Here is a 15,222-nt window from a genome sequence, read left to right as displayed (position 1 = left end):
CCGCATGGCCACGACCATGTCGATCTCCCCGTCGATCCGCATGATCAGCGCCGGGTGGCCGCACGTGCGGGAGCCCCCGCCGGTGTCCGGCGGGGGCTCCTCGTCACGGGCTGGGCTCGCGAAGCGGTGTTACAGCGCCACCACTTGCTCGGCCTGGGGCCCCTTGGGGCCCTGCGTGACGTCGTACTCGACCTTCGCGCCCTCGGCCAGCTCCTTGAAGCCGGTCGTCTGGATCGCGGAGAAGTGCACGAACACGTCGGGGCCGCCGTCGTCCTGTTGGATGAAACCGAACCCCTTCTCCGAGTTGAACCACTTCACGGTGCCAGTTGCCATGGGTACTGATCCTTCTCAACGTTCCACGCGGGCCGCACGTGCAGCCGTCTCGATAGTGCCCACCCGCCGCTCGCGGCACACGCCGAACGCGGCCAACCGTGGCACTTCGAACACATGACCGCATCGCGCGGGGCTCACATCGCGCCGTCCCCGACGGGCAGCTGCGCTGCCGGTCGGGGGACGCGCGCGGCGGCGGCCCGGCGGGGACCCCCGACCCGACAGCCCAGGCAGTGCGCGTGCCCGGCGCGGGCCGCGGTGTCCCGGGTGCGCCAATCCCACTCGGCGCGCGGCCTGGGGCCGCTCGGCTTGCCCCAGCCGGCGAGGTGGAGCAGCCAGGTGACGATCCCCGCCACCGGGATCAGGCCGAGGCCGAGCCGGATGCCGGGCGTCCAGGCCGCGCAAAGGGCCACGCCCGCTCCCGCGCAGCCCAGCAGGGCCAAGGTCGTTCCGGTCCAGCCGGCCACGGTGTGGCCGAGGTCGACATCGCCGTGCGCGCTCATGATTCTCCCTGGGGGTACGGGCGCCAGTACGCTCGGAGCAGGATCTTTTATCTCACGAGCTAAGTAACTTAGATACTAAGGAGTGTGTGGGTGCACGGCAAGTCCCGCCCCCCGGCGACGGCCGGCGAGGCCATCGCGCGCATGGACCAGTACGTGGCCCTCGGCCTCATAGGCCAGCAGGAAGTGGCCCAGTTGCTCGGCCTGAACGTCACCGACCTCACCTGCCTGGGCCACGTACTGGGCGCCGGGGACGCCCCGCTCTCCGCCGGTGACCTCGCCGAACTGACCCACCTGACGACCGGCGCCGTCACCGGGGTGATCAACCGGTTGGAACGCGCCGGGTACGCGCACCGCCGGCCGGACCCCACCGACCGGCGCCGGGTACGGGTGGTGGCCGACCCGGCGGCGGCAGTGCGGGTCGTCGCGGTGTACGAGCCGTTCTACGCCCGGCTCGGGGCGTTGTTCGCCGACTACTCCCCTGCCGAGGTCGCCGTCATCGCCGACTGGTTCGGGCGGGCCACGGCCGAGATGCAGGCCCACCTGACCCGCGTACGGGCCGGGGAGATCGGCCCCCCGCCCGCGGAGTGACCGGCTGGTAAAATGGCCGGGAAACTTGAGGCGCGGGGTGTTTCCACCCGATGCGGACGCGTACGACGAGCCGGGACCCGTACCGAAGGGGTACGGACCCCGGCTCGTCGCCGTTCCCCGTCCCGTTCGACCGCCGCGCTCGCTCACCTCACGGAAGGTTCTGCATGAAGAACCCGTCAGCTCACAGGCGTTTCGGCATCAAGGCCGGAGCGAAGGCCGGCTCCAAGCCCGGAGCCAAGGGCGGCGGCAAGACTCCCCGCACCCTCGGCCCCCAGGGCGAGTTCACCATGCCCCGGACCGTCACCCCGGCGCTGCCCCCGGTGACCTCGTTCGAGGAGCTCGACCTGCCCGCCGAGCTGCTGAGCACCCTGGCCGAGCAGCAGGTGCGCGAGCCGTTCCCGATCCAGGCCGCGACCCTGCCGAACTCACTCGCGGGCCGCGACATCCTCGGCCGCGGCCGTACCGGCTCGGGTAAGACCCTGGCCTTCGGCCTGTCCCTGCTGGCCCGCACCGCGGGGCAGCAGGCCGACCCGAAGCGGCCGCTGGCCCTGGTCCTCGTACCGACGCGCGAGCTGGCGCAGCAGGTCACCGAGGCACTCGCCCCCTACGCGCAGGCCCTGAAGCTGCGCATGGCCACCGTCGTCGGCGGGCTGTCGATCGGCCGCCAGACCGGCGCGCTACGCACCGGCGCGGAGGTCGTCGTGGCCACCCCCGGGCGGCTGAGCGACCTGGTCGGGCGGCGGGACGTGCACCTGGAACGCGTGAAGATCACGGTGCTGGACGAGGCGGACCAGATGTGCGACCTGGGCTTCATGCCGCAGGTCACCGAAATCCTGGACCAGTGCCACCACGCCGGGCAGCGGATGCTGTTCTCTGCCACCTTGGACCGCAACGTCGACCAGTTGGTGCGGCGGTACCTGAAGGACCCCGTCTCGCACTCCGTGGACCCGCAGTCGGCGTCCGTCGGCACGATGGACCACCACGTGCTGCACATCCACGCCGCCGACAAGATCTCGGCGGCGACCGAGATCGCGGCGCGCGAGGGCCGGGTGCTGATGTTCCTCGACACCAAGCACGGCGTCGACCAGTTCGTGAAGCACCTGCGGGCCATGGGCGTCCGGGCGGAGGGGCTGCACAGCGGCAAGTCCCAGCCGCAGCGCACCCGCACCCTCGGACAGTTCAAGGACAGCCTGATCACCGTCCTGGTCGCGACGAACGTCGCCGCCCGGGGCATCCACATCGACGACCTGGACCTGGTGGTCAACGTGGACCCGCCGGCCGACAGCAAGGACTACCTGCACCGGGGCGGCCGGACCGCCCGCGCGGGCGAGTCCGGCAAGGTCGTCACCCTGGTCACGCCCAACCAGCGGCGGGACATCGTCCGGCTGATGGCCGACGCCAAGATCCGGCCGACGATCACCCAGGTGCGCTCCGGTGAGGCCGCGCTGAGCCGGATCACCGGCGCGAAGGCGCCGTCCGGGGTTCCGCTCTCGGGGGCCGCGCCGACCGACGCGAAGGGTCGGCCGAGCGGCTCCGACCTGGGGTTCCGCGGAATCGGCACCCGCCCGGGCCGCCCCGGCAAGGGCAAGGAGTCCCGCAGGACCATCGAGGCGCGACAGGCCGCCGAGGCCCGCCGCGCGGCCCGGGTCCGCAAGGGACTGTGACGCGCGGGCGCCGGACCCGCGGGGCGGGACCGGCGTCGTACCGCGCTGCCGTCAGGCCCGGCGGCGCCGTCGGGCGACGATGGCGCGGGTGACGATCGGCGGCAGCAGGTCCTTGACCAGCTTGCGCCGGCGGGCGCCCGGTCGCGGCGCGGGCCGGGCGACCGGCGGCGCGGCGACGACGACGGGTTCCACCGGCTCGGGCTCCTTCAACGGCTTCGGCTCGGGGGGCGCCGTCGCGGTGTCGCCGCCGATCCGCACCAGCGGCTCGCCGTGCACGATGTCGACGCCGTGCCACAGGTCGGTGCGGCCCTCCAGCCAGGACAGCATGGCCTTCCGGTGGGGCTCGGGGTCGCCCCAGGTCGCGTACAGCTTCAGGGCCGACACGGCTATCACCCGCAGCTCGCCGGTGGCGACCGCGGCCCAGACGGCGGCGGCGACGCCCGGGCAGTGCTCGGAACGGTAGTCGTCGAAGACGACCACGGCACCCTCGCCGGCGACCAGCCGCGAGGAGTCGATGTCCTGGACGACGTGCTCGTGCAGGTGCGAGGCGTCGATGTGGACGAAGCGGCAACTCCCGGGCCGTACGCGGTCGGAGACCACGGAGGTCGGCGCCTGGATGACCGTGGGCAGCGCCTCGTGGAAGGCCAGGTAGTTCGTCTCGAACCCGCGCCGGGTGAGCGTCGGGTAGGAGTCACGCGTCTCGGCGAGGTTGAAGTCGTCGGGCGCGGGGGAATCGAAGAGGTCGCAGACGGTGAACTCCTCACCGTCGCGCAGGTATCCGCCCAGGAAGATGGCGCTCTTACCCATGAAGGCGCCCAGTTCGAGGATGTCGCCCGGGGTTTCGGCGTCCTCGTTCTGACGGGTGAGGAACCAGTCGAACAGAACCTGGTCATGGGCCGAGAACCAGCCCTTGACCTCTCCGAACGTTCGGGGGACGGGCGGTGCAGGCTCGCCGTCGGGGGTGGTGACGGGGGCCTGTGAAACGTGCGACACGGAGAGTCATCCTCCAGTGGAGTGGCATCGGTTCAACGCTGATACCTGGCCAGGTATGGAGGACCATAAGCCCTCGTACTGGCGTCTGACGAGACTTCGCGGCAGGCACTGCCTCCACTTCGCCGGCGGCGCCGCGCCGCGCACACCGTTCGCAGGCCTCAGAAGCCGCCCCCGCAGCCGCCGCAACCCGCGCAGCCGGCTCCGAGGGACGGGGGGTCCGCGGCGTTGTCCGCGGCTACCTCACGCGGGGGTCGGTCGGCAGGGCCAGGCGGCGCAGGCGCTGAGCGGCGACGTTGCGTGCGCGACCGGTCCGTGCGGAGGTCGCGAGGACGGCCAGCGCCTCGTACGGGGCCGGTGAGAGGGCGGCGGCGTGCTGGCACCAGTCGGAGGCGGCGACCAGGTCGTCGGCCGACCACGGGCCACCGGCCTCCATCGCCTTCAGCAGGGTCCACTCCCGCAGTCGGCGGGCCGGGAAGGGCCGGCCGGCGACGGCGGGTCGCAGGGCGCCCGCCCAGTCGGCGAACGTGGCGTCGGCGGGGAGCCGCACGGCCCGCCGGTCCAGGTGGGTGACGACGGCGCTGTCGGCCATGACGGGGTCGGGGTCGCTCAGTACGGCGGCCACCGCGTCGGGCTCGGCCCGGGTGCCCGAGGCGGCGGCGAGGCGGTCGAGGTGCCCGGCGTAGCCCGAGCGGCCGGGCGCGGGCCGCGGGGGGACGGGCGGCGCGGCGCCGGCCGGGAGCGGTCGCCCGGCCTGGTCCGCCGGGTCGCCGCCCTGCTCCCGGATCGTCTCGTGCTCGCGTGTCCCCATACGGCCATTCCACACGACCGGGGTGAACGGATCGCGCGCAGGGTCCCCGGGGGCCGCCCGGCACCCCGGCGGTTCACCCGCCGCGGGCCTCGTGGCCGCCGGAGCCCTGTTCCTCGTCGTGACCGGTCTCCGGCAGCGGGGCGCCCGTCTCCAGCAGGGTCTTGAGGCTGGACGCGAGCAGCGGCCAGGCCCGACCGCACATGCCGATCAGGGTGCCGCCCGGCAGGAACCCCTCGTGGTGGACCGTGAGGCGGGCGAGGGTGTCGCCGACCGGTTCGATCTCGTACGTCACCCGGGTGCGCGGCTGCTCCGCCAGTTCGGCGCGCAGTTCCTCCTCGATGCCCACGGTGGCGGCCCACTGCGGGGTGAAGGTGTGCCAGGTGTAGGAGAGCCGGCGGTCCGGTACGCAGTCCAGGACCACCTGTTCGGGGTCACTGGTGCGCGCCCCGCGCTCGACCCAGGTCATGGGTGAGCCCACCGCCCAGTCCGTCTCGAAGCTCAGGCCCCAGTAGCGGCGGGTGAGGGCGGGCTCGGTGAGGGCCTGCCAGACCCGGGCGGGGTCGGCCTGGATGTACAGGGTGTAGGTGATGTCACTGTCGATCATGGGCCCATGCTGCGGGACCGGTCGCCCGCGCCGGCGGATTGGTCGGGTCGCGGCGGCGCCGTCACCAGCGGACGCCGCGCTCGGGGAGTTCCGTCGGCGGGGTGCGGGGCGGGGCGGGCAGGACGAGCCGGGCGCGGGCCGCGTGGACGGCCGCGAGTTCGTGGTGGCCCGCGGGGCCCCAGTCGTTGAGCTCCCGTACCTGTTCCGGGGTGGCCAGCAGGCGCGCGTACGCCGCGTCGGCTGTCGGGCTCACCGCGGTGAGCCGGGCCGCGGTGCGGGTGAGGGCGCCCCGGTCGGTGTGGCGGTAGCCCAGGGTGAGGGGAGCGACGGCGGGTTCGGCGGTGGGTGACGGCAGGTGTACGGCGCCGGTGGCGCGGGCGACGAGGAGCAGGACGCGGCCGTCGGGGGCGAAGAGCCACCCGGAGCGTTCCCGCACCGGCAGGTGCGCCGGGACGGGGGCGGGGATCCAGGCCCCGTGCTGCGGGGTGCGGCGGGTGCGCAGGACGCCGAGCCGGTCGAGGGCGGTGGGGGTCGTGGGGCGTCCCGCCTCCAGGAGGGCCGGTCCGCCGCCGCCGATCCGGGCGCGCAGGGCGGACAGGGCGCGGCGGGCGTCGACCGGCTCCATCAGGGCGGTCAGGTCGGCGGGCTCGGCGAAGTCGATGCCGGTGACCTCCTGGGCGGGGAGCCGGACGGACCGGATCCGCTCCGGGGTCCAGGTACCGCCGTCGTAGACGTGGAGGATCTCGCCGGGGAAGCCCATCTCGGGCGGGAAGCCGGGGGTGTCCGCCGGGATCCAGTCCACGGCGAGGCCGTGCGGGTAGTGGCCGTCGACTCCGAGTTCCTCGCGCACCTCGCGGGCGGCCGCGGCGGCGGGCGACTCCCCCGCGTCCACGGCGCCGCCCGGCAGCAGCCGGTCGGGGCGGTAGTCGACGCTCTGGACGAGGACCCGGCCGTCGGGGTCGGTGACGAGGACGACCGCCGCGGTCCAGAGCGTGGCGCGCGAGGCGCCGTACTCCTGCGGGGTCATCCGGGTGCCCGCCCGTCCGGGATCGTCGGTCAGCTGCGGCATCGGAACTCCGTTCACCGTGGGTGGGCCCGCCGGGTTGTGCAACAGCGGGTGCGGCCTGCGGGTTACGGCGCACACCGGGCGGACCACCCGGATCGGCTTTGCCCTCGCTATACCTCCTTATGACCGGGTTATGTCGATCTTGATACCGTCCGCGGTGCGGGCTGGCGGTGTGAAAACCGCCGGTCCGACCACGTACCCGGACCGAAGGAGACAGCACCGCCATGCGACGCGCACCCCGTACGGAGACCGGCGCGGCCACCGGAAAGCGGTGGACCGCGCCAATGGTCGTCGGGATCGCGGGAGGCGCCGCGGTGCTCGCCTTCGGCGGGTTGTACGCGGCCGGGCTGCTCCTCGCCGGGGAAGAGGTCGCGCCGGGCACGAAGGTGCGTGGCGTCGACATCGGCGGGATGTCCCGCGCCGAGGCCCGTCAAGCCCTGGCCCGGAACCTCGGGCCGTCGGCGACGGCCCCGCTGGGGTTGCGGGTCGGCGAGCGCACCGAGCAGGCGGCGCCGGCGAGCCTCGGCCTGTCGCTGGACACCGCCGGGACCGTCGACCGCGCCGCGCGCGCCGGCTCCGACCCGTTCACGGTGATCGGTCGGCTCTTCGCCTCCGGTGACCCGGACGTGCGGCCGGTGGTCCGCTTCGACGAGAGGGCGGCCCGCGCCGCGCTCGACGGCATCGGCGAGAAGACCGGCCAGGGGGCTCGCGAGGGCGCGGTGACCTTCGAGAAGGGCAAGGCGAAGGCCACGGCACCGGCCGCCGGGATCGCCCTCGACGTGGACCGCTCGCTCGACGCGCTGCGGGCCGCGTATCCGCGCACCGCGGGCTCGGCGGCCGACGTGGAGCTGCCCGTGCGGCGCACGGAGCCCCGCGTCGGGCAGCAGGAGACGGACCGGGCCCTGAAGGATTTCGGCGAGCCCGCCATGTCGGCGCCGGTCACCCTCACCGTGGCCGGCAAGCGCGTACCCGTCGCCCCGGCGGCGCTGGGCAAGCACCTGTCGATGAAGGACGACGGCACGGGCCGGCTGGCGCCGGTCCTGGACGAGAAGGCCCTGCTGGCCGATCCCGCCGTCGGCGGTCCGCTGCGCCAGGCCTCCCCCGGGCCGGTCGAGGCGAAGCTGCGGGTCGACGCCGCCGGGCAGGTCACCGTCGCCGAGGACGGCCGGCCGGGCCGGCAGGTCACCGCCGGGACCCTGGGCAAGGCCGTGCTGCCGCTGCTGACGCGCAGCGGGGCGGCGGCCCGTACGGGCGAGATCGCCACCGAGGAGGTCCAGCCCCGGCTGACCCGGGAGAGCGTGGCGCGGCTCGGGCTCAAGGAGCAGGTGTCCTCGTTCACGGTGCCGTTCGAGCGGGCCGCGTACCGGACGACGAACATAGGCAGGGCCGCCGAGCTGATCAACGGCTCGGTGGTCATGCCCGACGAGACGTGGAGCTTCAACCAGCGGGTCGGCGAACGCACGAAGGAGAACGGCTTCGTCGACGGCATCATGATCAACAATGGCGTGTACGAGAAGGCCGCGGGCGGCGGCGTCTCCGCCGTCGCGACGACCGTCTTCAACGCGATGTTCTTCGCGGGCGTCAAACCCGTGGAGCACGGGGCGCACTCCTTCTACATCGAGCGCTACCCGGAGGGCCGTGAGGCCACGGTGGCCTGGGGCAGCCTGGACCTGAGGTTCGCCAACGACTCGGGCAAGGCCCTGTACATCCAGGCCGAAGCCACCGACTCCTCCGTCACCATCACCTTCTTCGGGACGAAGAAGTACGACGAGGTGAAGGCGGAGAAGGGGCCGCGCACGAACGTCAAACCGCCGGCGACCCGCACCGGTACGGGCCCCAAGTGCGAGCCCCAGTCCCCGCTGGAGGGCTTCGACGTGGCCGTGGACCGGATATTCGTGAAGGGCGGACAAGAGGTGAAGCGCGAGACGCTGAAGACGCGTTACACGCCCCGTGACACCGTCACGTGCGGTACCTGAGTCCTTCGGGTCGGGGGTCGCTCGCGCCGCTTGGGCCGAGGGTGCGTCGTCCGTTCTGGATCTCACCCATCAGTGTGACGGGAAAGGTCCCGGCGTGTGCCGGTGCGGCAGGCTGGGCGGATGCAGCCGCGCCGAGTCCCGCCCCTGTCCCCGATCGCACCCCTGCCCCTGTTGCGGGCCCGGCCCCGGTCCCTGATGCCGCTGCTCCTCGGGGTGGTGCTGCCGGCCGCGTTGGTGCTGGCGACGGGATGCGTGACCGTACGGCCGCCCGCTCCGAGCGGGGTGCCGGGGACTGCCGCGTCCAGCCCGGCGGTGCGGCAACCAGCTCCCGTCGGTTGGCCGTTGGGGCCGCTGCCCGAGGTCGGGGCGACGCCGACGCCGGCTCCCGACGGGCCGGCGGGGACGGCGGCCCCCGCCGGGCGCGCCGTCCCCGTCGCCGCACCGGAGCGGCGCGCACCGCGCCGAGCCGTGGACCGTCCGCCGCGCCGGGCCGCCCCCGAACGGCCGGTCCGACCCCCGAAGGCCGTACGCCGGGCGCCCGCTCCCGCCCCGAAGGCGCGTCAGCGCCAACTGCCGCCCCGCCAGGGGCCGGTCCCGCAGCGCACGTTCGACATGGCTCCGCTGTGCGCGGCGGCCCGCGGCCGGGTGGACCCGAGCATCGTCGCCCTGTGCCGCTAGTGCTGTGGCCGGAAAGGTTTGCCGGTGGACCTTTCCGGTCACAGCACTAGACCACCCGGGCCGGCCGGCGGGTGGGCCACGCGGTGCGGACTCCGAGCCGGTCGAGGCCTCCGCTTCCCCCGCCCGCGGCGCGGAACGCGCTGATCACCGTCGGCGGTGGGTGGACTGCTGCTGGAGTACCTCCGGCCGGCCCGACGGGCGGTGGCCGGACCGGACTTCGCCGGTCAGGTGCGCCACGACCCCGCGCGGCGCCGGGCATCCCTGGCCGCGGCCCCGCCCCGTGGCGCGGTGGTCCGGAGCCGCCGGTCCGCTGCTCGCGGCGGCCGCCGCGGAGCTGCCGGAGGGGGCGTACGCGGCGGATCTGCGGGCGGCTCCGATCCCGAGCGAGGTGCGCTTCCCCCCGGGCGCCGGAGCGGGCGTACGGGGCCCGTCCCGACCCGGCTGCTGTTCCCGGCGGGCGGCCGACTTGCGGTGGCCGTCCCGGTGGTCCTCCCGGTCGCCGCCCCGGGTGCGAGTCGCGAGGGAGTCGACCCCCGTAGGCACCCCGGGGGCGGTTATTCGGGTGGATTCACCCGATCCGGATACCTAGAGTGACCGCAGGACGTCGTCGAGCAGGAGCCCCACATGCGCACCCACTACCCCCGTACGGCGCACCTGCCCTGGTCCCCCGGTGCGACCTCGGACGACGTACGGGCCCGCGGGACCGCCGCGCTCGCCGGGCGCGAGGTGGTGGTCACCGAGAAGCTCGACGGGGAGAACACCACCCTGTACCCGGACGGCCTGCACGCCCGCTCCCTCGACTCGGCGCACCACCCCTCGCGGGCCTGGGTCAAGGGCCTCCAGAGCCGCGTCGGCGCCGGGATCCCGGCCGGTTGGCGGGTGTGCGGGGAGAACGTGTACGCCCGTCACTCGCTGGCCTACGAGGACCTCGACAGCTGGTTCTACGGGTTCTCGGTGTGGGACGGCGACCGCTGCCTGGACTGGGACCGGACCGTACGCTTCCTGCGCCGGCTCGGCGTCCCCACCCCGCGCGTCCTGTGGCGCGGCGTCCACGACGAACGCGCCCTGCGCAGGCTCCGCGTCGACACCACCCGCCAGGAGGGCTGGGTCGTCCGTACCGTCGCGGGTTTCGAACGCGAGGACTTCGGACGGTACGTGGCCAAGTGGGTGCGCGGCGGCCACGTGCGCACCGACACCCACTGGATGTACGCGCCCGTGGTGCCGAACGGACTCGGCCCGGCGGCTCCGCTGTGGGCGGCCGCTTCGGGGTCCGAGCCGGACGTACCGGGCCTGCTGGCCGCCCTGGGCGAAGGACCGGAGCCCGCGCCCGGGGCCCGGGAGGCCGCCGCCGAGGTGGCGACGCGGCTCGACGGGGCCGGACGGACCGGGGAGACCCGGCTGACGGGGGTGTTGGCCGCCGTACTGCACCGGGAACCGCGCGGGGCCCTCGCTGCGCGGCTGGCCGCGGGGCCGCTCGGCATGGCCGGGGCGCGCCGGGTCGCGGACCTGGTGGGGCTGTACCCGGCGGTGCGGCAGCCGTTCCCGGACGAGCGACGGCGGGCCGGGTTGGTGCGCATGGCGACGGCCGCCGACCTCGGGGTGTTGCACGCGCTGGCGCTCTCGGTGCCCGGCGGTGCGGACGGGGCGGCGGGGCGGGACTGCGCGCAGTGGTCCGCGCTGCACGCCGAGGAGGCCGGGTTGCTCGGCGCGGACCCCTTGGGCGACCTCCGGACCGGTCTGCGCCGAGCCCTGGGGGGCCTTGACGGGGACGCGGCGGACCGCTGCTGGGCCGAAGCCCGGGAGGCCTTCGGGCGGGGCGGGATCTCCACCGCGGCGGAGGCGGTGGCAGCGACCTGGCGCTGGCGGGACGCGGCGTCCGGGCCGCGGTTGGTGCAGCTGTGCGGGCCGTCGGGCAGTGGCAAGAGCACCTTCGCCCGGGGCCTGCCGGGGGTGTCCGCGTACGTCGGCCTGGACGATCTGCGCGCCGAGCGGGGTGCGCGCGCCGACCAGCGGGCCAACGCCGAGGTGCTGCGCGAGGGTCTGGACCGGTTGGACCGGGCCTTGGCCGCCGGCGGGACGGTGGTGTGGGACGCCACTTCGCTGACCGAGCAACAGCGCGGCCTTGCGGGCGCCGTCGCGCGGCGGCGGGACGCGCTGGTCACGCACGCGGTGGTGCTCGTCGGGGAGGCCGAGTTGCGGCGCCGCAACGGCGTACGGGCGCATCCCGTACCGGAGGCCGTTCTGGTCGGGCAGGTGCGCCGGTACAGCCCGCCCTATCCGGGTCAGGCGCACCGGACCTGGTACGTCGGCGCGGGCGGCACCGTCGAGGACACGGCGGGCGGATTGGGCGGCCCGGGGGACGGACCGTACGGGAGCGGGGTCACGGCCTCGGGAAGCGGCGGCGCCGGCACGGTCCCGGCGGGCAACGACACGGGAGAGTACGTCTGATGCGGACCAGTGAGCAGCTCTACCACCAGGTCCGCTGGGACCCGCGGTTCGATCCGGCGCGGTTCACGCTCGGGCTGCACCAGCGCGGGGCCGCGCCGAAGCGGGTGCCGTTGCCGTCGTTCGTGCCGGGGGGTGACATCCCCTGGCACCGGGTCCTGTTCGTCGAGGCGGACGGCGAGCTGGTGTGGGACCGGGCCGGCGGCGTGGACCTGATCGACACGAGTCCGGCCGGGCGGGTGCGCGAACGGCGCCTGCTGGAGGCCCCCTTCTTCGGCGCCCGGACCCCGCACGCCTGGGACCCGGCGGACGGGGGTGCCTGGCGGCCGGTTCGGTCGAGCCCCGTCGATGCCGCCCCGCGGCGGGTCCGGCTGCTGACCTGGAACACCCTGTGGGACCGCTACGACGCCCCCCTCATCTCCACCGCGCTGCGCAGGCCGCTGCTGCTGGCCGACCTGGCGGCGGCCGACGCCGATGTGATAGCCCTCCAGGAGGTCGAACCCGCCCTGCTGAAACTGGTGTTGGCCGCGCCCTGGGTCCGGGACGGGTACGTCCTGGGCACCGATCCGTACGGCGGCGACGTGTCCGGGTGCGGGCTGCTCCTGCTGAGTCGGCTTCCGGTGCGCGAGGCCGGGCTGCACATGCTGCGGCGGCACAAGGGGGTCGCCGCCGTCACGGTCGACACCGCGGCCGGGCCGCTCGTCGTCGCCGCGACCCACCTGACCAGTGACCACACCGAGAACGGCGCCGGCCGGCGCGCGGAGGAACTGGCCCGGATCGCCGAGGGAACGGCCGGCCTCGACGCGGACCTGGCGCTGCTCGGAGACTTCAACGACGGCCGGTCCGGGGCGGGTCCGGCGACGACGCTGGGCCTGCGGGACGCGTGGAGCGAGGTGCACGGCGCGGACGACGACACCCCGACCTTCGATCCGGTGGGCAACCCCTTGGCCGCGGTGGGTTCCCTGACGGGCCGGCCGGGTCGGCTGGACCGGATCCTGTTGCGGTCGTCGGCCGCGCGGGTACCGGCGGCGGCCCTGCGCGGTGACGCGCCGGCGGCGGAGGGACTGTTCATCTCGGACCACTACGGGGTGGAGGCCACCCTGGAGTACCCCGCCGCGGGCGCGGGCGAGCGGCTCGACGTGACGGCGACGGCCCGGACCGCGGTGGCCTGGTTGCCGCCGGAGGATCCCGCGGTGGCGGAGCTGCGGCGGCGGCACGATCCGGCGTACGGGAGGTGGCCCGCGCACGTGAACCTGCTCTTCGGCTTCGTGCCGGAGTCCTCCTTCGACGCGGCGCTGCCGCTGCTGTCGCAGGTGGCGGCCGCGACGGAGCCGTTCACCGCCCGGCTGGAGGGCGTGCACTCCTTCGGGTACCGGGAGGACGCCACCCTGTGGCTGGACCCGGCGGCGGCCGGCGGGGCCCCGTGGCAGGAGCTGCGGCGGGCGCTGGTGGAACGCTTCCCGGGATGCGCGGGACGGGCCCGGGGCTCCGACTGGACCCCGCACCTGACGCTGGGCCGCAGCCGTGATCCGCGGCGGGCGGAGCGGGAGTTCGAGGCGCGCCTGACCGGCGGACGCGGTGCGACGGTCGGGCGGCTCGCGGTGCTGTCGCGGCGCGGCGACGGGCCGATGGTGGTACGGGCGACCGTGGAACTCGGCACGGGCGAGGTCTGCCCGCTGCCCGAGCCGTCGCCCCTGGCCGCGTACCGGACGGACCTGCGGACCGGGGCGCGGCCGGAGCGGGCCGGGGCACGGTCGGGGCGGGCGGGCTCGCCGCCGGATCGGGACAGGTCCTCGCCGGATCGGGACACGGCGTCGTGGCCGGATGGGGACATGCCGTCGCCGGATCGGGCCGCGCCGTCGCCGGACCGGGCCGCGCCGTTGCCCGAGCCGGCCACGTCGCGGGAGCCGGCCGCGCCGCGGTTGCCGAAGCGGCCGCCCCGGGGAGAACGGCCGTGGTCCGTGGCGGCGATCGTGGTACGGGTGACCGCGGCGCTCGGCGAGGGGGCGGTGGTGCGGGTCGCCGGGTCGCGGCGGATGGCGTGCGCGCCGCCGTGGGCGGACCTGGACCTGGTGGCGACGGTGCCGGGCGCCCCCGGCACCGCCGGGCTGCGGGAGCGGGTCGCGGCCGCGTTGCCGGAGGCCGAGCGGTTGCGGGAGGTCACCGGTGCGCGGGTGCCGGGGCTGCGGTTGCGCCTCGGGCAGCGGGACGTGGACCTGGTGGTGGTCGCCACCGGCGGGACGGACCCCGACACGGCCGTCGCGCGGCGGGCGGAGCTCGGCGGGGCGGCCGCGGTGGCGCTCAGCGCGCTGAGCGACGCGGACGCCGTACGGGAGTCCGTGGGCACGCGGCGGGCCGCGTTCTCCGGACTGGCGCTGGAGGTGAAGTCCTGGGCACGGGTCCGCGGCCTGGACTCGGCGCCCTTCGGCGGGCTGCCGGGGCTGGCCTGGACGGTGCTGGCCGCCAGGACCGTACGTACGGCCCGTGACCTGGAACCGGCGGCGCTGCTGCGGGAGTTCTTCGCGACGTGGGCCGCCTGGGACTGGAACGAGCCGGTGGCGCTGCGGCCCTCCGGGGCGTCCGGTCCGCTGCCCGCGCGGGCGGGGCCCGGACGCGCCTACTCCGTAGCGCCAGGCGGTGCTGCCGCCGGGGGCGAAAGCGGCCCCGTGCCGGATCCCGACGGCCGGTGCGGGGAGGGGCCCGCACCGGTCACCGTGCTGACCCCGTCGGAACCGGTGCGCAGCTGCACGGCCCAGGTCGGGGCCGGGATGCGGGACCTGCTCGTGCGGGAGCTGTACCGGGCGTGGGAGGTCCTCGACGCGGACCCGGGCGACTTCGAGCGACTGCTGTCCGGCCCGCCGCTGCACCGTCGACACGCGGCGTGGGCCGTGGTGACCGTACGGGGCGACGGGCCGCGGGAGTTCGAGGAGAACCTGGGTCGGGCCCGGGGCCGGGTGCGCGCCCTGCTCGGCGCGTTGGAGGGGGCCGGGGTGGCCGACGTACACGCGTGGCCGCGCCCCTTCGAGCGGGCCGCGACGCGGGCCCGCTACGCGGTGGGGCTGGGGGTCGGGGCGGGCGACGCGGGCCGCCGGGAAGCGCTGACGGTCGCGTGGGCGGCCGGCCTGCCCGGTGTCGAGGTCGCCCTGGTCGCCGGCGGCGAGGTGCCGGATCTCACCTGACGGGCTCGGCTGATGGCGACGAGTAGCGAACGCATGACGCCGTCCGCCTCCTCCGTACGAACACTTCCCGAAACCGGACCGGGTTCGGACCGGGCCGGGCCGGGCCGGACCGACGCCGGCACGAACCGGGGACGAACGCGGCCGAAGCCTGCCCGAAGCCCCGTCCCGCCGTCGCGGGCACGGCGGAACGGAGCGGTCAGGAGCCTCAGTAGAGCCTTGCGGGGATTTTTCGTCAACACTTTTCACAAGGATTGAAGAAACCCCAAGTTCACAGGCCTGCAGGCCAATTGACATGCCGATGGGTCTTCGGTTCATGAACGCTGAACCCCTTGACGGCCTCCCTGTCGGGCAGTTCACTCACGCTTCGATCCCCCCGGATCCACGACGT

At 75.1% G+C, this 15,222-nt stretch carries 13 protein-coding genes; 6 read left to right on the top strand and 7 right to left on the bottom strand.

Translation table 11 applies throughout. From position 1 onward, the window contains the following. Positions 1–129 precede the first annotated feature (129 nt). Entirely contained in the window at positions 130–333 is a 204-nt protein-coding gene (locus AB0D46_RS20020) for a cold-shock protein (RefSeq protein WP_362879098.1), read from the bottom strand. 134 nt (positions 334–467) lie between these two features. Next, positions 468–833 carry an HGxxPAAW family protein gene (locus tag AB0D46_RS20015; RefSeq protein ID WP_362879096.1) on the bottom strand — a complete coding sequence of 122 codons (366 nt, stop codon included), beginning with the start codon at positions 831–833 and terminating at the stop codon, positions 468–470. 90 nt (positions 834–923) lie between these two features. Here AB0D46_RS20015 and AB0D46_RS20010 point away from each other — a divergent pair, with 90 nt between their 5' ends. Both AB0D46_RS20010 and AB0D46_RS20005 read left to right on the top strand, forming a co-directional pair. Next, positions 924–1,421: a helix-turn-helix domain-containing protein gene (locus AB0D46_RS20010; protein ID WP_362879094.1), complete on the top strand. Its 498-nt coding sequence runs from the start codon at positions 924–926 to the stop codon at positions 1,419–1,421. A gap of 287 nt (positions 1,422–1,708) precedes the next feature. Continuing rightward, positions 1,709–3,085 carry a DEAD/DEAH box helicase gene (locus AB0D46_RS20005; protein ID WP_362879104.1) on the top strand — a complete coding sequence of 459 codons (1,377 nt, stop codon included), beginning with the start codon at positions 1,709–1,711 and terminating at the stop codon, positions 3,083–3,085. Between the two features lie 51 nt (positions 3,086–3,136). Here AB0D46_RS20005 and AB0D46_RS20000 read toward each other — a convergent pair whose 3' ends face one another. The 4 genes from AB0D46_RS20000 to AB0D46_RS19985 all read right to left on the bottom strand — a co-directional run bounded on the left by AB0D46_RS20000 (position 3,137) and on the right by AB0D46_RS19985 (position 6,559). Then, complete coding sequence (locus tag AB0D46_RS20000; RefSeq protein WP_362879092.1) at positions 3,137–4,078, bottom strand: class I SAM-dependent methyltransferase; 942 nt, start codon at positions 4,076–4,078, stop codon at positions 3,137–3,139. 235 nt (positions 4,079–4,313) lie between these two features. Then, entirely contained in the window at positions 4,314–4,886 is a 573-nt protein-coding gene (locus AB0D46_RS19995) for a hypothetical protein (RefSeq protein ID WP_362879090.1), read from the bottom strand. Between the two features lie 73 nt (positions 4,887–4,959). Beyond that, the gene (locus AB0D46_RS19990) at positions 4,960–5,490 is read right to left on the bottom strand and encodes an SRPBCC domain-containing protein (protein ID WP_362879089.1); all 531 of its coding nucleotides are present in this window, start codon (positions 5,488–5,490) and stop codon (positions 4,960–4,962) included. A 61-nt stretch (positions 5,491–5,551) separates the two neighbouring features. Next, entirely contained in the window at positions 5,552–6,559 is a 1,008-nt protein-coding gene (locus tag AB0D46_RS19985; RefSeq protein WP_362879088.1) for an NUDIX hydrolase, read from the bottom strand. Between the two features lie 221 nt (positions 6,560–6,780). Here AB0D46_RS19985 and AB0D46_RS19980 point away from each other — a divergent pair, with 221 nt between their 5' ends. Next, positions 6,781–8,532: a VanW family protein gene (locus AB0D46_RS19980; protein WP_362879087.1), complete on the top strand. Its 1,752-nt coding sequence runs from the start codon at positions 6,781–6,783 to the stop codon at positions 8,530–8,532. A 120-nt stretch (positions 8,533–8,652) separates the two neighbouring features. Next, positions 8,653–9,210: a hypothetical protein gene (locus AB0D46_RS19975; RefSeq protein WP_362879086.1), complete on the top strand. Its 558-nt coding sequence runs from the start codon at positions 8,653–8,655 to the stop codon at positions 9,208–9,210. A gap of 144 nt (positions 9,211–9,354) precedes the next feature. Here AB0D46_RS19975 and AB0D46_RS19970 read toward each other — a convergent pair whose 3' ends face one another. After that, a complete protein-coding gene (locus AB0D46_RS19970; RefSeq protein WP_362879085.1) occupies positions 9,355–9,753 on the bottom strand; it encodes a hypothetical protein in 399 nt (132 codons plus the stop codon). Positions 9,754–9,834: 81 nt separating this feature from the next. Between AB0D46_RS19970 and AB0D46_RS19965 the strand changes: the two genes are divergently transcribed. Together AB0D46_RS19965 and AB0D46_RS19960 are read left to right on the top strand one after the other, a co-directional pair. Beyond that, complete coding sequence (locus AB0D46_RS19965) at positions 9,835–11,658, top strand: RNA ligase family protein (protein WP_362879084.1); 1,824 nt, start codon at positions 9,835–9,837, stop codon at positions 11,656–11,658. Beyond that, positions 11,658–14,834: a poly(A) polymerase gene (locus tag AB0D46_RS19960; protein WP_362879083.1), complete on the top strand. Its 3,177-nt coding sequence runs from the start codon at positions 11,658–11,660 to the stop codon at positions 14,832–14,834. Before AB0D46_RS19965 ends, AB0D46_RS19960 begins: the two co-directional genes overlap by 1 nt. Positions 14,835–15,222 lie beyond the last annotated feature (388 nt).

Origin of the sequence: Streptomyces sp. NPDC048383, assembly GCF_040651775.1 — a bacterium.
Taxonomy (GTDB): Bacteria; Actinomycetota; Actinomycetes; order Streptomycetales; family Streptomycetaceae; genus Streptomyces.
This window is presented reverse-complemented; position numbering and strand designations above follow the sequence as displayed.